The sequence below is a fragment of the Geofilum rhodophaeum genome (genome assembly GCF_002210225.1).
In the GTDB taxonomy this organism is placed as follows: domain Bacteria; phylum Bacteroidota; class Bacteroidia; order Bacteroidales; family Marinilabiliaceae; genus Geofilum; species Geofilum rhodophaeum.
In genome coordinates, this window is record NZ_MWUJ01000010.1 from 1 (window position 1) to 18,420 (window position 18,420).

The following is an 18,420-nucleotide window of genomic DNA, read 5'->3' on the forward strand; positions in this document are numbered from 1 at the left end:
TGCACGCTGGCTTAGTAGATGAGTGAGGAGGGGCCGCGAGGCCCCTTCTTTTTTGTGTTTATATTTGTGCTCGCATTTATAAAAATTGTATCTTACCTATTATGACAAAGGAGAAGAAAGCCGGCCGTTATGCGCGTATCTACGCCCAGGCCGAAACCTTGATAAAGGCAACGACACATCCGGTATCGCGTATGGCTACCCTGACTGCCTTGTTGCACCACAAACAAAGCGGGTTCTTTTGGACCGGCTTTTATTTGTTGGAGCAGGGCGCTTTGGTGGTGGGTCCTTACCAGGGACCGGTGGCCTGTTTAAATTTAAAAAAGGATGTTGGTGTATGTTGGGCAGCGGTGAATCGTGGCGAAAGTGTCGTCGTGGCCGATGTGCATCAGTTTCCGGGACACATTGCCTGTTCTTCGCAAAGCAATTCAGAGATTGTGGTGCCCGTACGTAATGGTGCCGGGGAAATTGTGGCGGTGTTGGATGTGGACAGTCGCGACTTTGATCGCTTCGATGAGGAGGACCGCAAGGGACTGGAGAAAATGGTGGAACTTATTTATTCCTGAAAATTTTAAGAAGGGACCTATGCAAGCAATCGTTATTACAGGAGCCGCAAAGCGCGTGGGCAAGGCCCTGGCCGAATTTTTTGCCGACAGGGACTGGGAGGTGGGTCTGCACTATAACCGCAGTGTAAAAGAGGCTGAGGATTTGGCCCGAAGACTGCAGCAGCGTTTTCCCCATCGGCATTTTCCGCTTCTTGCTTGCGATTTGTCCGACCCCGAAGCGGTGGCCCGGTTTTGGGACCAATGGCCCGGAGAGCTGCCTTTTCCTGAGGTGCTGGTGAATTCGGCTTCGGTCTTTGAACCCGCTTCGCTGGCAGAAACGGACCAGGACTTGTGGCGCAGGCAGTTTCAGGTGAACTTTGAGGCGCCTTTTGTCCTGATGCAGGAATTGCATAAGCGGGGCAGCGGGGGCAGTATGCTGAATATTCTGGATACGCGCATCACCAATGCACAAAGCTCGCATGCCGCCTATTCGCTGTCGAAGAAGGCCCTGGCCGAACTGACCCGGATGGCCGCATTGGAATGGGCACCCGCCTGGCGGGTGAATGGGGTGGCCCCGGGACCGGTACTGCCGCCTCCGGGCAAGGATGCAGCTTATTTGCAGAAAGTGGCGGAGGCTGCGCCTTTGCAGCGCCCCGTGGCGCTGGATGAACTGCTGGATGCAGTTTGGTTTTTGGTGACTAACCGTGCGGTAACCGGTCAGATTGTGTTCTGTGATTCGGGCGCACATTTAATAGGATAATATGGCTCGTATTTGCATTAAAGATTTGCTTTTGCGCACCGAGGTGGGCTTTAATCCCCATGAAGTGGGTAAGAAACAGGATGTGCTTTTGAATTTGCACATTCATTATCGCCTGCAGGGAGAGGAACGGAGCGATGCACCCGCAGAGGCGCTCGATTACCGGTCTTTATGCAAGGAGGTGATTGCCCTGGTGGAGGGGAGGCGTTTTCAACTTTTGGAAAAGCTTGCAGCCGATGTGGCCGATTTTCTGCTGACTAAGGAACGGGTGGAAGAGGTAGAGGTGGAGGTGGACAAGCCCCACGCCTTACGCTTTGCTCGTAGTGTGTCGTTTTACATGACTAAAAAGAAAAGCTATGGCATGGAATGAGGTCGTGGTTGGGATGGGGTCGAACATAGCGCCCGAGCAGAATGTGGAACAGGCCTTGGTGTTTCTGCGAAAGCAGTTTGAGGTGTTGGCGGTCTCTGCCCTGGAGCGTACGGCGCCCATCGGTATTAAGGAGCAGGCTGATTTTCTGAATGGGGCGGTGCTGCTGAGGACCGACATGAATTTAAGCGAGCTGGAGCCCTGGCTGAAGCAGCTGGAGGACGAGATGGGGCGCGATCGTACGGTGGCGCGTTTCGGGCCGCGTGTAATCGATTTGGATGTGGTAGTGTGGAACGGAAGGGTGGTGGATCCGGACTTTTTTAAGCGCGACTTTTTACAACGGGCGGTTGCCCAGCTGCTGGGCGAACAGTTTTCTGCAGTCGCGGCCCTACCCGGGGGACTTGCGCGTCCCGAAGATGCCGTTCGCACCCGGGAGGAGTTGTTGGAGGAGTTGCAGCATACGCGGTCGATGCTGGAGCATTTTTTTCTGGAGAATGAGGAGCAGATCAACTTTTCGTGGACGGGCAATTTGGGACACTGGTATTGGGACGTAAAGAACAATGAGGTGCGCTTCAATAAGCTGAAGGCACTGGCCCTGGGCTATACGAAGGAGGAGTTGCCAGAGAAGATCGATTACCAGTTTTTTACCGATAAGTTGCATCCCGATGATTATGAGGGGGTGATGCAGAATATGCGTGATCATATGATGGGACTGACCGGGGTCTATGAAGTGGAGTACCGAATTCGCACGAAGGAGGGTAGATGGAAGTGGTTCTACGACCGGGGGAAGGTGACCCGGCGTGCAGCTGACGGTAAGCCGCTTTTTTTGGCAGGCATTGTATTCGATGTGACCCGCCAAAAGGAGCAGGAAGCAGCCCTTTATGAACAGGGCCAGCAATTGAAGCTGGCTTTGGCCGAACGGGACAAGTTGATGTCGATTGTGGCCCACGATTTAAAGGCTCCTTTTAATGCCCTAATTGGTTTGAGCGAACTCTTATTGGATGAAGAAAAGCAGCGGGACCCTGAAAAGGTGGCCCGCTATGCCAAAATGATCAACGAGGGTGCAGAGAGCGCCTACGCCCTGCTTTTGAATTTGTTGGAATGGTCGCGCATGCAGACCGGGCGTCTGCCCCATCGGCCCGGGCCCCAGGTCTTGGAGGCTGTGATTCAGGAGGTGCTGAGTCCATTGGAGGCTCAGGCCGTTGTGAAGGGCATCCGCATTCGTGTTCAGGTGGGACAATTCCGTGTTTGGGCCGATCAGGACATGTTGGCGACGATTTTGCGTAACCTTATTTCCAACGCCATCAAATTTACCCGTCGCGATGGTTTTGTTCAGATCGAGGCCTTTTCGCAGGAGCAGGAGGTGGTGGTGGCGGTGTCGGACAATGGGGTGGGGATTGAGGAGGACCGGCGTTTGCAATTGTTCGAAACCGGGGAAAAGACTTCCACACTCGGCACCGATAATGAAAAGGGCACCGGCCTGGGACTCCCCCTGTGCAAGGAATTGGTGGAGAAGCATGGCGGCCGGATTTGGGTCGAAAGTGAGGAGGGGAAGGGCAGCACCTTCAGCTTTAGTCTGCCACTTCCTCCATCGTAAAGAGCTGATCGAAGGGCAGCTGCAGCACAGCAAAGGCCCTGTCGCGCGTCGCTTTTCTAAAATCTTCCTTCAGTTGGGGCGACTGGCTTTGCTGAATCACCACCTGTTGAAAAAGCGCGTTGAATTGCGGGAAGCTCTCCTGGATAAGCTGCCTGGCTTCCTGCCGGGCGGCCACCCTCAGCCCCTTCCCATTCTTCCGGGTCAGGGTAAAAGCGGTTTGCTCCAGGTCCTTCAAGCGCAGGGCCTGGTTGCCCAGGGTGCAGCCGCTTACATACTGTAGTCCATCTGCAAAGCAGGATTTTGTTTCTAAAATGGCGCGCAAATCTTCCATGTTGTCGCTCATGCCGCTGAGGGCATTCATGGCGTAGGCAGTTGCTTTTACCCCAAGGGCCAAACCGGGACAAAAATGTCCGTGCATTTGTCCCGCCCCCAGCAGGAGTTCCTCGAGGTCTTCGCTCTTTATGGCCCGGATTACATCAAAGCGGGGGTTGTTGCGCAGCCGTTCGCGGCGCAAAGTCTCGGCCTCTGCTGTTTCCGTTGTAGGGGGCATACTTCCTGGTTTGATGTCCAAAATTGGAGTGCCGTCCATCGCATCCAGTCCGCTTACCCAAACCTTATTTCTTTCTACTTTCTGCAGTCTTACAGTGGTCACCCCAATGCCGTTGGGGCGACGGGGACTGCGTGAGGCAAATACGCCCTTTACCTCTCCGGTGAAGATGGGACCCTGCAGTTGGTAGCTGTCCGACCGGTCGAAGTAAAACAGCACATCGATGTAGCTCGAATCGTCGAGACGATACAGGCCTTCAGCGAATTGTGGCAGCAAGTCTAAAATGCTGGTTTCGTTTTTTTTGCTGAAACCCTCGCGGGGCTCGCGAATGGAATTTCTGACGTGACCAATGGGTGTAAAAGAAGGGTTCATATTCAATTGTTTTTATTATCTTCGACTGTTGTTATTTCTTAAGTGCTGTGATTATGGAGGTTACTTCTGTAGAGGATTTGCCTTTGGTCGTTGAAAAACGGCCAGACTCGGTCGTTTTCAACATCCCTGAATTGCGTGATGAGGTCAACCGGCAATGGGAAACCCGTTTCAATGATTTGTTGAACGAATGCGGTTGCGCTTCGGGTCGCTCCTTTATTCTGTATGCCCTTCCCGGGCTCATTCTGGCTTTCATTTATCTTGCTAATTTTACGGATTTGGGTCGTTACTGGTCGCTGGGCCTCTTTGCAGGCGGGGTGATTGTGGCGGGAGTGGTCGGGAAAATTACCGGGCTTTTGCAGCGGAACCGACGCCTGCGTAAGCTCCTGCTTGATTTCTCCGCCGCTACGGGTCAGCCCGTTCCCCAGGCTTGAAACCAGGTGTTTCCGTCTTTGGTGAGGCAGGTTAAGGGCGTTTCGTAGAGCAGGGCCAGATTTTTTTCTGTTAAAACAGCCGGGCCGCCCTGGGCCAAAATCTCTCCTTGCTTCATCAGTATAAAATGATCGGCATAGCGCAGGGCCAGGTTTACATCGTGCAGCACTGCAGCCACGGTGATGCCCTGTTCTACTACCCGGCGCAGCAGTTGCATGACTTCCTTTTGGTATTTTAAATCGAGATTGGCGGTGGGCTCGTCGAGCAGCAATACGGCGGGTTCCTGCGCCAGGGCCCGGGCCACTTGTACTCTTTGCTGCTCACCGCCACTCAACTCTTCCAGCAGCGTCAGCATTTTGTCCGTCAGTCCCATATCCGCTATGGCAGCACGCACCTTTTGATGGTCCGCCCTTCCCGGCCGCCAACTCACATGGGGTTTGCGTCCGAGCATTACCGTGCTATACACATCCATGGGAAAGATGGCTTGCGACGATTGGGCCACATAGGCCAGGGTGCGCGCCAGTTCCTTGTGCGCATAGTCCCCCAGCGCCCGGTCCATCAACTTTATTTCCCCCTGCTGCGGCTGGTGCAGGCGCATCAGACATTTGACCAGGGTACTTTTGCCGCAACCATTGGGACCCAGAATGGCGGTGAGTTTTTGCGCAGGCACTTCGCCATTGAGCTGGCGGAGCACTTTGTGGTGACGGCGATAGCCAAAGGAGAGATTTTGGAAGGTGATGGCGGACATATCAGGGACGTTTGGGAAGACGGTGAAATAAAAGGTAGAGAAAGAAGGGGGCGCCCACAAAGGAGGTGATGATGCCTACGGGCAGCACCACCGGTGCCACCAGGGTACGGGCCAGCAAGTCGCTGGCCAGAAGAAACAATGCGCCCAGAAGGGCCGAGCCGGTCAGTACCACCCCTTCGCCAAAACCCAGCAAGCGCCTTGTGATGTGCGGAATAATGAGTCCCACAAAGGCAATTACCCCAAAGAAGGCTACGGTGACCGCGGTAATGAGGGAGGCCACCACGACGCTGAGCATGCGCAGGCGGTTGACACGGATACCCAGACTGGCGGCAACCTCGTCGCCGGCATGCAGGGTGGATAGGGAAAAGGTGTTGGCCAGAAACCACAGGAGGGCGGGCAGCAGGGCCAGGGCCATAATGCGAACATTTTGGGGCGTGGCTTTTCCCAGGTCGCCAAACATCCAGGAGACGATGGCCGCCAGTTCTACATCGTCGGACAGGTATTGGAGCAGGGAGGTGGCTGAGCCGAAAAGGGCGGAGATGATGATGCCGGCCATAATCAGTGTTTCGGGTGAAGCGCCCCGCCAGCGGGCGATGCCTGTAATAAAAAGGGCGCAGAGCAGGCCAAAGAGAAAGGCCGAGGCGCTGATGAGCCAGGGATTGTTGGCCAGCATGCCCAATTGCGCTTGTCGGGCCCAATGCCCCAGCATTACAATGGCCAAGGCCGCACCAAACATCGAAGCCGCACTCAGTCCCAAAGTATAGGGCGAACCCAAAGGATTGCGGATGACCGTTTGTATAACAGCCCCGGAAATGGAGAGTGCTGCCCCGGCCATGAGGGCAGCCAGTACCCGGGGCAGGCGAATGCCCAGCACAATTTGTTGCACCCCGGCGTCGTCTCCTTTAATAAGGGCGTCCGCAATTTCACGCAGTCCCAAATCCGAGCTGCCCAGCGCCAGAGCCGGTAGTATCAGCAGCAGGAGGAGGACCAGCATAAGGAGCAACAGCAGGTGCTGTTTTCGTTTTTGTTGCCGGGGTTTTTGCATCAGTGCTTCAGTTTTTGCCAGGCGGGATAAATTTGCAGGAGGTCCTCCGAAACATCCGTACCCAAAAAGAAACGATAGATTTCTGCCCTGCGCTGTTCAAAGTCGCCCTGCGAAAGTCTTTCAGGAAAAACCACCGAGGCGGTAAACCAGGCGTTGATCAGCAGGTTTTCGTAATTGGTGGCGTAAAAATTATGGGGCATGAAGGTATGTACGCGGTCTTTAGCAAAGGCCGATAGCAGTTGTGGCAGCGGGGCCTCCGGACGCAGGTCCTCCTGCGAAAGATGCAGCCCCGCTGCATCTATAAAAAGGTAGTCGGGTTGCCAGACCAGGAGCTGCTCCGGATCGATGCTTAGGGCACGGTTGCTGCGAGTTGCTTTGTTTTGTACCAGCGCGGTCGCCGGTTGTTGCAGTCCCAGCCAGGTGAAAGCCTCGTACTCCGGCAGGGTGGAGGAGAGACCTCTTGCCCCGCTGAAGCTGACGCCACCGAGGTAGACCGAGGGGCCTTGTGTGGGAGTCTGCTTGTCGACCAGTGCTTGCAGTTCCCCGATTTGTTGGTCGATGAAGCTCAGGAGTCGGTCGCCCCGTTCCTGTTTGCCCAGTACATCGGCCAAGAGCGTGACAGCTTGGTTAAACTGCTCTCGGCCTTGCAACAGATTGCCGGGTGTAAGGGCCAGGACGGGGATTTTGGTGAGTGCTTGCAAGCGCTCGGCCTCCTGTCGGGAAGCGTTGCTGAAGACCAGCAGATCGGGGGCGTTGTGTGCCAAAAGCTCGGGATCACCGCCGTGGGAGGGTCCCACTTGCGGGAGTGCCCGCAAGTGCTCTTGCGCATGCCAGTAGGGACGTCCGGGTCGTCGTTCCATTTCTTCCACCCCGCTCAGTCGCTCGCTCGCCTCCAGGTACACCAGCAGGCGTACCGCTCCGGCACCCAATCCCACAATGCGCGCGCTGTGCTGGGGTACTTTCACCTCCCGGTCGAGCATGTCGCGCACCACCCGGTAGTCGCCTTGTTCCGCTCCGGCGGAAGGGCGGCTTGTGCAGGCGAAGCCAAGGCTCAGCAGAAGCAGTATAAGCAGGGGGAGCAAGTGGGTACGTTTTGTTGGCATGGTGCAGCTTTTCATGGCTCAGGGCTTTGTTGTTTCATGGGGAAGGGGTCTGCTCATGGTCAGCTTGCCGTGTTGCACGCCCTTTCTTTTTCCAGCGAAACGCCAAAGCGGACCACACTCATAGTAATACTTTTTTAGTAATTCGTGTTATCTGGTCAAAAATAAGGGATTTTTGTTGCCCCACCAATCTCTTAAGACGATTTGCGGTACAATTGTTGGGGATTGTTTGTAATTTGATGCCTGCTTTATTTACGTCATACTTTTTGCTATGCCTCGCAATATTTACATCCTTATCCTTTGGTTGGTTTTGTTGGCCGGCTGTCAGAGTCAACGCATGACCAGCCCTGCCTTTACCGATTTTGAAGTGCTTTGGCAGCGGGCCGATTCGCTGGAGCAACTGGCCTTGCCCCGTTCCGGCCTTGCTGTGGCCGACACCATTCTTTTACAAAGTCGCCAAGCGCAAAGCACCAACGACTACATCAAGGGTCTTTTGTACCGCATTCGAATGAACGAGCAGCTGTTCGACGATGCCACAGAACGCAACATCAGGGAGCTGGAAGCGGAGTTGGAAGCGCTTTGGGTGCCGGCACGACAGTTGACGCACAGCATTCTGGGCGATTTGTACCGGACGTATTATCAGCAAAACAGGTGGCGCTTGTTGGAAGAAGGGGCGGCTGTGAGCGGCAGCTCGCGATGGAGCGATTGGACGGCGCAGGAACTGGCTGGAAAGGCCCGGCAGCATTACCGCTTGTCGCTAAGCGATAAGGCGGTGCTGGCTTCAGAGCCTTCTGAGAACTACCGGCCGCTGTTGTTGGAGGGAGAGGAAAAGCTGTACTTGCGGCCCAGTCTCTACGACCTGTTGGTGGAACGCACGCTGAGGGTCTTTTTGGGCGAGCAGCTGTATGAGCTGCCCGGCGCGGAGGGGGTGGACTGGACCCAGGAGGCCTTGTTGCAAGACCGGGAGCGTTTCCTGGCCATGGACTTGGCGGAGGGCGATTCGCTGAGTCTGCAGGCAGAGGCCCTGACTTTGTTGCAGGAGTGGTTGCAGTACAGGCAGCACGAGGCGAGCACCGAGTTGTGGTGCGATGTGGACCTGCTGCGTTTGGAATTGTTGTATCCCTTGTACCAGGGGGACAAGGGGGAGGCGCTTTATGAGCAAGGTCTCCTTCAACTGGGCGACGAAGTGGCTGGGAGTCCCGCCCAGGCCCGGGTGCTTTTTCATCGGGCCTTGTTTTATCAGACGCGTGCCTATCAAAGCGAGGAGGACCAACGCAACTGGTTGGGCGAGGCCCTTGCTCTGGCACTCCAAATTCAGGAGGATTTCCCCGAAACCGAGGCGGCGCGTTTGGCGCACAGTCTCCAAACCGTGTTGGAGCAAGGGGGACTGGAGTTGGAAACACCGGGAGTGCTGCCTTGGGGACAGCCCTTGGACTACCAGGTATCTTATGTGAATGTGGACAGTCTCCATGTGGCGCTTTACGCGCTGGAGCAGCCCGATATAGCGGATTTTCGGGAGCCTGGCGAGGCCTGGCTGCTGCGGCAGTTGGAAGGCGGGACTCCGAAGCTGAAACAAACCATAGACTTGCCGCATTACGATGATTTTAAGCAGCACAAGGCAGCCTTGCGCCTGGGGGAGACTTTGCCTTATGGCCTTTATGCCCTGGTGGTGTCCGACAGTCTTTTTTCTGCACAGGGCCCCGGGGCGTCTGAGCTTTTTCGTTATGCCCTGATTCAGGTGAGCGACATGACGGTGTTGCAGATGACTTATGGCGACAGTCTATTGCTGGCGTTGCGCGATCGCCTTTCAGGTGCTGGCCTGGGTCCCGTAAAGGTGGGCGCCTACGAGACAAAGATGGGCGCCGGGCCTTTGGTCGTGGAGACTTCTTCCGCCGGAGATGTGGTGCTGCCTTTGAAGGGTACTGGAGGCCGACAAATGCGTTTCTTTTTAGAGAAGGGGGCGGACCGCTTTTTTACCCGTCCATTGTGGATTTCCGGGTCCTATAAACAGCCATTAAGGGTGGCGCAGCGCGATTTTGTGCTGACCGACCGGGCGGTGTACCGTCCCGGGCAAAGGGTGCATTACAAAATCATTGCCATGGAGCGGGATACCCTGGGTCTTTCCCGGGTCCTTGCGGATGAGCGTCGGGAAGTTGTGCTCTACGATGTAAACCACCGCGAACTGAGTCGCCACAGTCTTAGCACCAACACCTACGGCTCCGCTTCCGGGAGCTTTGTCCTCCCGCAGGGCGAGCTGAATGGAGATTTTATGTTGCGGACAAGCAGGGGCGCGACTTCCGTTTTGGTGGAGGCCGTTAAGCGTCCCCGCTTTCAGGTAAAAGTTTTGCCTTTGGAGGGCCAGGCGCGATTGGGTCAGCGCGTTCGCCTGACCCTGCGTGCCGAGCTCTTGAATGGCTTGCCCCTGGCCGGGGCTGAGGTGGCCTGGCGGGTACAAAGGGGACAACACTATTGGCGGCTGCCGCGGGCGCAGCAGCCGCTTGCTGCCGGTAAAGGACTTACCGATGCCGAGGGACAGCTGGAAATAAGTGTGGAGACTTCTGCAGAGGAGGCGACTCAGTCCTTTGGCTTCGGAAGCGTTTTTCTTGTAGAAGCCGATGTTACGGCACCCGGCGGAGAAACCCACAGCAGCAGCGGTTCTTTTGAGTTGGGCCAAAAGGGCGGCCGTCTCTCTCTGCAACTGCAGGACCGCTTTGTGGCGGAGGACCTGAAAAAGTTGCCGCTGCGGGTGGACTTACAGAACCTGTCGGGGCAGGACCTGGAGGGGCGTGTGGCTTACAGTATTGAGGCCTTGAAGGTGGCTGCACCGGATTATCGGGTCGAAGCCGATACCTTTTTGTACGACTTGCCTGAGCCGCTGCCGCGCGAAGTGGTGCTGGACAGGGTAAGTCGGGGCAGTATGGAGGTGAAGGGGCGGTGGATGCAAGAGTTGAACCTGGACAAAGCACTCGGAGAGGGTTATTATCGTTTTACGGCCAGCTGGGTGGATGCCTGGGGCGATACCTTGCGGGTCGAAGACCGCTTTACGGTGCTGCATCCCAAGTCGAACCGCTATAAATTATCTGAAGTCCTCTCACTGGTGCATGTGGGCGACGACCAACTTTTACCGGGTCAAGAGCTGCACTTACGCCTTGCTTCGGTTTATCCCGGCGTTCAGGCCCAGGTGCTGGTGCAGCTCGCTGGGGAAATACTCTACAACAAGCCGCTGGCCTTAAACGGAAAGTGGGAAAACCTTCGTCTTCCCCTCCCTGCCGGTCGCACCGGCAGCCTCAGCGTACAGGTCCTTTTGCCCCACCACAATCGCATCGCCTCCCAGCAGCTTTCCCTGGAGGTCGAGGCGGTCTCCGAACAGCTCGAGTTGAGTCTCACAGCCCCGGAAGACCCCCTCTTGCCGGGAAGTCCCCAAACCTGGCAAGTAAAATTGCGCGATGCCCAGGGGCAGCCCGTATCGGCCGAAGTCACCGCTCTGCTGTACGATATTGCCCTGGACGCTTATCGCGGGCACAGCCTGCCCGTCCTCAATTTTCCGCCGCCTTATCAGCCCTTTTTGCGCTGGGACAGCCATGCCGGGTTCTTTGCTTATTCCGGCGGTCGCTCCTTGCCCTACAGGCAGCTGGCTTTTGAGCAGCCCTATCCGGCCTTTATGTGGACCCACACCAAGGATTTCACCTTTGGTCGCGGTCCCCTGTTGAAGTCGGCCCGCAGCGCTGCTGTACTAAACATGGCAGATGATGAGGTCGCTTTTGCAGAAGACAGGGCGATGTCGGGCGCTGTGGAAGAAGAAATGATTCCCATAACGCGACAAGAAGAGGTGGCGCCTCAAGCGCCCCCTCCGCCCCCCGGAACAGCAACTCCCATTCGCAGCAATCTGAGGGAGACCGCCTTTTTTCTTCCGCACCTCGAAACCGATGAAAAGGGGGAGGCTGTTTTTGATTTTACCCTTCCCGAAGCGCTCACCGGCTGGCGCTTCCTGGCCTTGGCCCATACCAGGGACGGTCGCTCGGTCGGAATGGAGGCCCTGCGGGTAACGCGTAAGGATTTGATGGTGCTGCCGCAATGGCCCCGAATCTTGCGAGAGGGCGATGAGCTTTATTTTACTGCCCGAATTCTCAACAACAGCCGTCACCAATTGGGCGGCATGGCACATATCACGGTCCGCGATGCCCTGAGTGGTCAGACCCTTCCCATGCCCGGACTGGATGCCCTGAGCTGGGAGGCCGAAGCGGGAGAGGCGGTTTTGGTAGATTGGCGTGTGAAGGTGCCTGAGGGACTAAGGGGACTGGAGCTGGTGTTGTCGGCGACTTCGGGACAGTTGCACGATGGCGAACAGCAAGTGGTGGCGGTCCTCCCCGCCCGCACACTCCTTACGGATACCCGTCCCTTCTTTTTCAATAAGGCGGGTCATTACGATTTGGAATTGCCGATCTTGCTGGAGGGAGCCGGCCAGCGCTTTGAACGCTTTACGCTGACCTATACCGAGAATGCGGCCTGGGAGGTGTTGGGTGCCCTGCCCTGGTTGCAGGAGCAGGCTTATGACAATGCCGATCAGGCTTTTAACCGCTTTTTTGCTGCAAGCGTGGCCCGTCAGATTTTTAAGCAGCATCCCCAAATTGAGCGCGTGCTCAAGGCCTGGGCGAGTCTCCCCCCCGAAGAGCATTCGGTGTGGGAGACTGCTTTGGAGCGACAGCCGGAGCTCAAAATGGCCTTGCTGACGGCCACGCCCTGGTTGCGGGAGGCGGAAAGTGATGCGGAAAGGCGTCGTCGTCTGGCGGCTTTGGTAAGCGAAGGGGCGCTCGACAGGGAGCGCTACGAGGCGCTTCAGCGCCTGGAGACCTTGCAACTTTCGAGTGGGGCCTGGCCCTGGTTTCAGGGGATGTCGGCCTCTGCCGGAATTACCTCACAAATAGTGGAGGGCTTTGCTTACTTAGAGCGCATGGGTGCAGATGCAGGGGAGGCCCGGGAGCTGGTCGACCGGGCCCGGCAATGGTTGCTGAGCGAATTGGCCGATCATAAACGAAGGGCGGAGGCGGCCCTGAAGCAGGGTGCTGATTGGGACGAGGAGGGGGACTTCTTTCTTGCTCCCCAGGTGGTTCGACAAGTCCACGCTTTGAGTGGGGTGGAGGAGCTGCGTGGCGACAGTACCCTCTTGTACTGGGTCGATCGCCTGGAAGCGTATCCGCCCAGGGAGAACATGGCGCTCCTGGCCCGCTCCTTGCAAGTCATGCACCGTTTTGGGCGCAGTGCAGCAGTCGAACGCCAGCAGGCAGCACTACAGGAGCATTTGTTGGTGGGTGAGGGCACCTACTACTACAAATTTCCAGCAGGGCCCTATTGGTATCAGGCACCGGTGGAGACCCAGGTGGCGGCGCTCGAAGCCCTGCGTGAAGTAAGGGCTCCCGCCGAAGTCCTGGCCGGTATGGAAAATTGGCTGATTCAGCAAAAACGTACGCAACATTGGGGCAGTACGCGGGCCACCGTAGCGGCCGTGTATGCCCTGGCCAGTTCTGAACGACCGCTTTTTACCTCCCACAACAAAGATGTGTTGCGGGTGGGGGAGCAGGACTTGCGCTTCGGGACCGAGGCACCGGGCAGCGGCTTTCGCAGTCTCTCCCTTCATGGCCCTGCCGTAACACCCGAATACGGTCGCATCCGTCTCGACAAAACCTCCGACTCCCCCTCTTACGCATCCCTGATGGTAAGTCGTTTTGCGGCCGATTCCCTCGTGGAAGCCGGTGGCTTTTTGACCGTTGAGCGCCAAGTCCTTAGGCGGGTACTGGTCGGCACCCGGGAGCAGTGGCTGCCGGTAGGCGACAGTCTTGAGATAACACCGGGCGATCGGCTCATGGTTCGGGTCGTGGTGGAAAGTCCCCAAGCCCTTGAATTTGTGCACTTGCACCTGCCCCGGGCCAGTCTGCTGGAGCCGGCCAATCCTCTTTCGGGTTACCGTTATGCGCAGGGTCTGGGTTATTATTTGTCGCTGACCGATGCCGGAGCCGATGTCTTTATTGACCATTTGCCCCGCGGCCGTTTCAGTCTCACCTTTGAGCTGAATGCCGCCATGCAGGGGCGGGCCAGTGAGGGACCGGCACGTGTGCAGTGTTTTTATGCACCTGAATTTGCCGGGTTCAGCAAGGGTGGCACAATAAATGTAAAGAAAGGAGACCGGTAGGACAGTCCTGCAAAAGAGGTTTTGAATGGAGGCTGCGACAGGTTGTCTGCCTTCCGGTTGAATAATAGGGAAATACAATTAAGCAATGAGGAATTTAAGGTTTTGGACGGTTGTTATGTTGGCGCTGCTGGCGCTTCCCGCACTTTGGGGCCAGTCGAAAGGTCAGGAGATGAAGGACGAGGGCCTTCGCTTAATGGGTCGCGGGGTGATGGATTCGGCGATGGTATTGCTCGATCAGGCGGTCTTGCTGGGCGTAAGCGATGGCGAGGTTCTGGGTGCCCAGGCCTTGTTGTATCTGGAGCAGGGCGATGCCCAGCGGGCCCTGGAGAAGGCGGTGGATGCGCGCAAGGACCAACAGCGTCCTTCGCCCGATGCCTGGGTGGCGGGTACGCTGGCCCACGCTGAGTTGGGCAATGTGAGTCAACGCGACCGTTGGCTGGAGCAGGGCCTGGAAGCCTTTCCGGGTGATTACCGACTCTTGTACCATGCCGGTCGTTTTGCCATACCTTTTGATCCCGAAAACGGGCAGCGCTATCTCTTACGGGCCATCTATGCTTATCCGGCTTTTGGTGAAGCCCATCTTTTGCTGGGTGAGCAGATGTACCGCAGGGGCGAGAATCTGAAGGCAGCCTTGCCCATGTTGTATTACCTGACCATGTTTCATGATGAGGCGCACAGTGCCGATTTGGTAGCCGCCCTGGAAAGGCTGTACGACAGCTGGTCGGCCAACCAGGAAAGCATTTCTAAGTTCTCACGAGCCAGCAGTGGTTTTAAGTCGGACTTTCTGCCCCAAGCTTTTTCGGGCACACGGGATGAGAAAGGCGATTGGTTTGTGGCACAAACCATGGCTTTGATGGCACACATGTCGCAGGTCGAAGTGAACTCCGAGGATGCCCTCTGGGTGTTTTACAGCGACTTTTTTAAGCAGATTCATCATCTCGAATTTGCCGAGGCTCTGGCCCACCACATTGCCTACAGTCGTTACCCCGATCTGAGTATGCTGTGGATCAACGACAATCCGCGGGAATACGAAATGCTTGGCGACTGGATGTTGCTGCAGTAAAGATTAATTCTTTTTCTGTGCGTTTGTCATTGTTATTCAATGGCTAACAACCGTTCAATCCAATTGTTAAAGCGTGGACACCTTTCCCGAATTTTATCCAGACCGATTTCCTGTGCCAATAGCGACCCATATACCACCTTGCTGTAATCACCAATAATTATAATTCTCTTCATTTTGAAAAAGGTTGAGCCGAGTTAATAATATTTCGTTCCCATAATTCGCCAAGGGTGTGTTCTTCGAGCCAACCTTTTAACTTGCCTTCATCTAAGCGTTTGAATATGGATTGGTTTTCTATGGTGCTGCGGTCAACGGTAACAATGTCATTTGTTTCAAAACAATCAACAAGGTTAACCGACTGGGTTGAAATAATTAGTTGTGTTTTATTTGACGCCAGTTTTATTAAACCTGCCAATTTTTGTATTGCTTGTGGGTGAAGCCCTAATTCCGGTTCATCAATAACTATTACGGCAGGAGGCTTTGGTTGCATTAATACCGTAGCTAGAGCAATAAAACGCAATGTGCCATCAGAAAACTGATAGGCATTGAAATTTGAGTTAGGGTCGCCCTTCTCAATCCAACGCAATTCTATTTCGGTTTTATTCAGTTTTTTAGGTTGCAGAATCAATTTGTCGATATAGGGCGCAATTGATTTTATCGTTTTCTCAAGTCGAGAAAATGATTTGGGATGCTCTTCTTGCAAGTAGTATAGAAATGCCGGAAGATTTCGTCCATCGGTTTTAAGAGAATCGTTGTCATTGATATCACATTCACGCCGAAGCATTGAAGTTGCTGAAGTGTCATGGAAATGATAAATTTGAATATTGGATAAATACTTCTTCAGATAGTTGTTTCGAAAAGAATCCGAACTTGGAATATTCGATTCTTGAATATTTGAAGTTCCATAATATCCTTTTGTATTATCATTCCTTATTACATTATAACCAGATGCTTCCTGTGCAATAAATAAGCCACCATCTTTAGTTTGAGCCAGGTTAAATCGATAGGCATTATTGTTTTGCGCATCTTCGGAAAAAATCATTTCGCCAAACACGGTTTCCGTTATTTTCCGGCCAAAGTGGAGGATGTTGTCTGCTTTTTCTTCAATCACATATCGTTGCAATTGTTGATTAAAAATGGCGTGGAGTAACTTGAAAAACGAAATAAAATTACTTTTTCCAGCACCATTGCTTCCAATAAACACATTGATTGGTTTAAGTTCCAACTCTAAGTGCTTTATTGATTTAAAACCTTTTATTTCTATATATTCAATCATAATTGTTCAGGTTTAAAACCGGGATATATTCCTTAGGATTTTTCAAGTTTGGTTGATACAATGAGCTCCCTGACATCAACATTAAGTTGCGCTGCTATTTCAATCATGGTTTCAATACCGGGTTGCGATTCATTGGTACACCATCTTGAAACTGTGGTTAAACTTTTCCCTAACTGTTCAGCCAACCATTTATTGGTTTTATTCTGCTCAGCAAGAACAATTTTCAACCTGTTAATTTGCTTTCTTTCATTCATAATATGCAAATTACGTATCTTTTTTTAACTGTGAAGCTAATTTAGTAAACTAAAATGAAATTTCTAAATTATGTAATTGAAATGGTGCTTGATCTACTTGAGTCCTGCTTTATAGTTGGAGACCAATATGCCTGCCAAATCCCATAGCGATGTTAAGGGTTCAAGGTTTATGATCAGTTGTTTGGAGGAAGGCACTTTTGAAAAAGATCGTTACAAACAAAACCCCGGTAAATCCGGGGTTTTGTTTGTAAAACATTGTCTATTGCACAGCCCTTTAGTGAATGATTTGGAGCAGGAGTTCTTCCTTGCTGAGTTTGCCGCCGGCCAGAAGCATGGCGGTGTCGATGAGGGCCAGGTGGGAGTAGGCCTGTGGGAAATTCCCCAAGAGGCGTTTCGTCTCAAAATCGAGGTCCTCACTGAATAGTCCCAGGTGGTTGGAATAGCTCAGAAGCTGGTCGAATTTTTTCCGGGCTTCTTCTTCCTCTCCAATCATGTAGAGGGCTCTGACGAGCCAAAAGGAGCAGATGGTGAAGGCCGAAGAGGGTTCGCCAAAGTCGTCCTTGTTGCGGTAGCGGAACATGAGGTCTTTATGGCCGAGCTCCTTTTGTATGGCTTTTACGGTGCTGACAAATTGGGGATCCTTGCCGGCAATGAAGCCGTAAAATTCCATTTGCAGTACCGAAGCATCCAGGTCAGCTACTCCGTAGGCCTGGGTAAAGGCTTGTTTTTCTTCGTTCCAGGCCTTGGTGAGGATGTCTTGTTTTATTTTCTCCCGCAGCGGCATCCATGCTTCGGCCTGGTCGCGTTGTTGCAGAAGGGACGCAATTTTTATGGCACGATCTACGGCTACCCAGCAAAGCACTTTGCTGAAGGTGAAGTGACGGTCGTTTTGCCGCATTTCCCAGATGCCTTTATCGGGCCGCTTCCAGTTGCGTTCTACGGCCCTTACCATGTTGCGGGTAATGGTCCAAAGTTCCTCACTGTGTTCGAGGGTGACCGAGAACAGCTGGAAGTGTTGGTAAATGACATCCATCAGGATGCCGTAGATGTCGTTCTGTTTTTGTTTGTAGGCGGCGTTGCCGGTGCGTACAGGGGCTGAATGGCAGTAGCCCGACAGGTGGTCGAGTGTTTCTTCGGTCAGTTTTTTCTCCCCGTTGATGCCGTACATGATTTGGATGCGCTCGTCTTTCTCTGGCAATAAATCGGTGATGAAGCGCAGGTAGTCGTTGGCCAGGTTGTAGTGGTCGAGACTGGTCATGACTTTGATGACCATGGAGGCATCGCGTATCCAGCAGAAACGGTAGTCCCAGTTGCGCACTTCTCCTACCGTCTCGGGCAGGGAGGTGGTGAGGGCAGCCAGTATGGCGCCGCTTTTTTGGTAGCTGAGGAGCTTTAATACCAGGGCGCTGCGTGCAATGGCGTCGTTGTATTTTCCAAAACGGGTGGTGCGCTCGGCCCAGGTGAGCCAGTAGGCTTTGGTGCGTGAGAGTTTGGTGTACGAGCGTTCGACAGTTTGTTTCAGCAGTTTTTGGTTGTAACTCAGAAGTACAAACTCGTCTTTGGTGAGGGTGAGCAGTTGCCGGCAAACTACGTTGGAGATGTTCATGCTCGAATACAGGTACATGGAGTCGTAATTGCCCTTGGCGGTTTGGGCTTTTACAAAACTTTTGTATATGTCTATTTGTGTGGGGTGTTTGCTGTATTCGAGTCTGGGATCGTAGGTTATGCGAAAAGTAGGGGCTCCCTCAATGTGCTTGAAGTAACGAATGACATCGGGGGGCATGTAGTAATTGCCGTTGTCGAGTTTGTAGCGCGGCATAAAGTCGTGTACTTCAAAGATGCCGTCGGTACAGGTAAAGCGGGTGATGAGTATGTTGGTGTTCCAATCGTATTTCTGGGATATTTGAGCCTCCGTCTCCGGCAGAATTTCAAAACTGCCTCCCTTCTCTTCGTCGAGCAGTTTGCCAAATACTGAAGATGAATCGAATTTGGGCAGGCACAACCACTCGATGGCTCCTTTGTCCGACACCAGGGCACCGCTGCGACAATTCCCGATGATGCCGTAGTTCAGACTGCGTTCACATTGTTTCTTCATACGCTGTTTATGATTTTTGCTTTAAAAGGTAACGTAAAGAAGCT

Annotated in this window: 15 protein-coding genes; 7 read left to right on the forward strand and 8 right to left on the reverse strand. The window is 54.0% G+C overall.

Going from position 1 to position 18,420, the window contains the following annotated elements; translation table 11 throughout:
* Positions 1–101 precede the first annotated feature (101 nt).
* The 4 genes from B4W65_RS10335 to folK are packed head-to-tail and all read left to right on the forward strand — an operon-like array spanning position 102 to position 3,263.
* On the forward strand, positions 102–563 hold the full coding sequence (locus tag B4W65_RS10335; protein ID WP_088655084.1) for a GAF domain-containing protein: 462 nt from the start codon (positions 102–104) through the stop codon (positions 561–563).
* 19 nt (positions 564–582) lie between these two features.
* Positions 583–1,302, forward strand: a complete 720-nt coding sequence (locus B4W65_RS10340) for an SDR family oxidoreductase (protein ID WP_158522831.1) — start codon at positions 583–585, stop codon at positions 1,300–1,302.
* Position 1,303: 1 nt separating this feature from the next.
* Complete coding sequence (locus B4W65_RS10345; RefSeq protein WP_088655086.1) at positions 1,304–1,669, forward strand: dihydroneopterin aldolase; 366 nt, start codon at positions 1,304–1,306, stop codon at positions 1,667–1,669.
* Positions 1,656–3,263 (forward strand): 2-amino-4-hydroxy-6-hydroxymethyldihydropteridine diphosphokinase, encoded by a 1,608-nt coding sequence (gene folK / locus B4W65_RS10350; RefSeq protein WP_088655087.1) that lies wholly within the window; start codon positions 1,656–1,658, stop codon positions 3,261–3,263. The genes B4W65_RS10345 and folK overlap by 14 nt, the downstream gene beginning before the upstream one ends.
* Here folK and tsaA read toward each other — a convergent pair.
* Entirely contained in the window at positions 3,238–4,182 is a 945-nt protein-coding gene (tsaA, locus tag B4W65_RS10355; protein WP_088655088.1) for a tRNA (N6-threonylcarbamoyladenosine(37)-N6)-methyltransferase TrmO, read from the reverse strand. The genes folK and tsaA overlap by 26 nt on opposite strands.
* A 53-nt stretch (positions 4,183–4,235) precedes the next feature.
* Here tsaA and B4W65_RS10360 point away from each other — a divergent pair, with 53 nt between their 5' ends.
* Positions 4,236–4,613, forward strand: a complete 378-nt coding sequence (locus tag B4W65_RS10360) for a hypothetical protein (RefSeq protein ID WP_088655089.1) — start codon at positions 4,236–4,238, stop codon at positions 4,611–4,613.
* Here the strand turns inward: B4W65_RS10360 and B4W65_RS10365 are convergent.
* The 3 genes from B4W65_RS10365 to B4W65_RS10375 are packed head-to-tail and all read right to left on the reverse strand — an operon-like array spanning position 4,592 to position 7,507.
* Entirely contained in the window at positions 4,592–5,359 is a 768-nt protein-coding gene (locus B4W65_RS10365; RefSeq protein ID WP_088655090.1) for an ABC transporter ATP-binding protein, read from the reverse strand. The genes B4W65_RS10360 and B4W65_RS10365 overlap by 22 nt on opposite strands.
* A gap of 1 nt (position 5,360) precedes the next feature.
* Positions 5,361–6,404, reverse strand: coding sequence for a FecCD family ABC transporter permease (locus B4W65_RS10370; protein ID WP_088655091.1), 1,044 nt, complete (start codon positions 6,402–6,404; stop codon positions 5,361–5,363).
* Complete coding sequence (locus B4W65_RS10375) at positions 6,404–7,507, reverse strand: ABC transporter substrate-binding protein (protein ID WP_158522832.1); 1,104 nt, start codon at positions 7,505–7,507, stop codon at positions 6,404–6,406. The genes B4W65_RS10370 and B4W65_RS10375 overlap by 1 nt, the downstream gene beginning before the upstream one ends.
* 268 nt (positions 7,508–7,775) lie before the next feature.
* On the opposite strand from B4W65_RS10375, the gene B4W65_RS17705 reads away from it, so the two are divergent.
* Both B4W65_RS17705 and B4W65_RS10385 read left to right on the forward strand, forming a co-directional pair.
* Positions 7,776–13,691, forward strand: a complete 5,916-nt coding sequence (locus tag B4W65_RS17705; RefSeq protein WP_088655093.1) for an alpha-2-macroglobulin family protein — start codon at positions 7,776–7,778, stop codon at positions 13,689–13,691.
* A gap of 85 nt (positions 13,692–13,776) precedes the next feature.
* Positions 13,777–14,754, forward strand: a complete 978-nt coding sequence (locus B4W65_RS10385) for a tetratricopeptide repeat protein (RefSeq protein ID WP_146697773.1) — start codon at positions 13,777–13,779, stop codon at positions 14,752–14,754.
* A 32-nt stretch (positions 14,755–14,786) separates the two neighbouring features.
* Here B4W65_RS10385 and B4W65_RS10390 read toward each other — a convergent pair whose 3' ends face one another.
* The 4 genes from B4W65_RS10390 to B4W65_RS10405 form a co-directional block, all read right to left on the reverse strand.
* Positions 14,787–14,927: a DUF4276 family protein gene (locus B4W65_RS10390; RefSeq protein WP_088655095.1), complete on the reverse strand. Its 141-nt coding sequence runs from the start codon at positions 14,925–14,927 to the stop codon at positions 14,787–14,789.
* Positions 14,924–16,027, reverse strand: a complete 1,104-nt coding sequence (locus B4W65_RS10395; protein ID WP_088655096.1) for an AAA family ATPase — start codon at positions 16,025–16,027, stop codon at positions 14,924–14,926. Before B4W65_RS10395 ends, B4W65_RS10390 begins: the two co-directional genes overlap by 4 nt.
* A gap of 32 nt (positions 16,028–16,059) precedes the next feature.
* On the reverse strand, positions 16,060–16,281 hold the full coding sequence (locus tag B4W65_RS10400) for a helix-turn-helix transcriptional regulator (protein ID WP_088655097.1): 222 nt from the start codon (positions 16,279–16,281) through the stop codon (positions 16,060–16,062).
* 274 nt (positions 16,282–16,555) lie between these two features.
* Positions 16,556–18,376: a glycoside hydrolase family 15 protein gene (locus tag B4W65_RS10405; protein ID WP_088655098.1), complete on the reverse strand. Its 1,821-nt coding sequence runs from the start codon at positions 18,374–18,376 to the stop codon at positions 16,556–16,558.
* Between the last annotated feature and the right edge of the window lie 44 nt (positions 18,377–18,420).

Coding starts and splice junctions, on each gene's coding strand:
- B4W65_RS10405 (WP_088655098.1), bottom strand. CDS start 18,376: ATGAAGAAACAATGTGAACGCAGTCTGAACTACGGCATCATCGGGAAT.
- B4W65_RS10375 (WP_158522832.1), bottom strand. CDS start 7,507: ATGCCAACAAAACGTACCCACTTGCTCCCCCTGCTTATACTGCTTCTG.
- B4W65_RS10400 (WP_088655097.1), bottom strand. CDS start 16,281: ATGAATGAAAGAAAGCAAATTAACAGGTTGAAAATTGTTCTTGCTGAG.
- folK (WP_088655087.1), top strand. CDS start 1,656: ATGGCATGGAATGAGGTCGTGGTTGGGATGGGGTCGAACATAGCGCCC.
- B4W65_RS10370 (WP_088655091.1), bottom strand. CDS start 6,404: ATGCAAAAACCCCGGCAACAAAAACGAAAACAGCACCTGCTGTTGCTC.
- B4W65_RS10335 (WP_088655084.1), top strand. CDS start 102: ATGACAAAGGAGAAGAAAGCCGGCCGTTATGCGCGTATCTACGCCCAG.
- B4W65_RS10390 (WP_088655095.1), bottom strand. CDS start 14,927: ATGAAGAGAATTATAATTATTGGTGATTACAGCAAGGTGGTATATGGG.
- tsaA (WP_088655088.1), bottom strand. CDS start 4,182: ATGAACCCTTCTTTTACACCCATTGGTCACGTCAGAAATTCCATTCGC.
- B4W65_RS10345 (WP_088655086.1), top strand. CDS start 1,304: ATGGCTCGTATTTGCATTAAAGATTTGCTTTTGCGCACCGAGGTGGGC.
- B4W65_RS10395 (WP_088655096.1), bottom strand. CDS start 16,027: ATGATTGAATATATAGAAATAAAAGGTTTTAAATCAATAAAGCACTTA.
- B4W65_RS10340 (WP_158522831.1), top strand. CDS start 583: ATGCAAGCAATCGTTATTACAGGAGCCGCAAAGCGCGTGGGCAAGGCC.
- B4W65_RS10385 (WP_146697773.1), top strand. CDS start 13,777: ATGAGGAATTTAAGGTTTTGGACGGTTGTTATGTTGGCGCTGCTGGCG.
- B4W65_RS10365 (WP_088655090.1), bottom strand. CDS start 5,359: ATGTCCGCCATCACCTTCCAAAATCTCTCCTTTGGCTATCGCCGTCAC.
- B4W65_RS10360 (WP_088655089.1), top strand. CDS start 4,236: ATGGAGGTTACTTCTGTAGAGGATTTGCCTTTGGTCGTTGAAAAACGG.
- B4W65_RS17705 (WP_088655093.1), top strand. CDS start 7,776: ATGCCTCGCAATATTTACATCCTTATCCTTTGGTTGGTTTTGTTGGCC.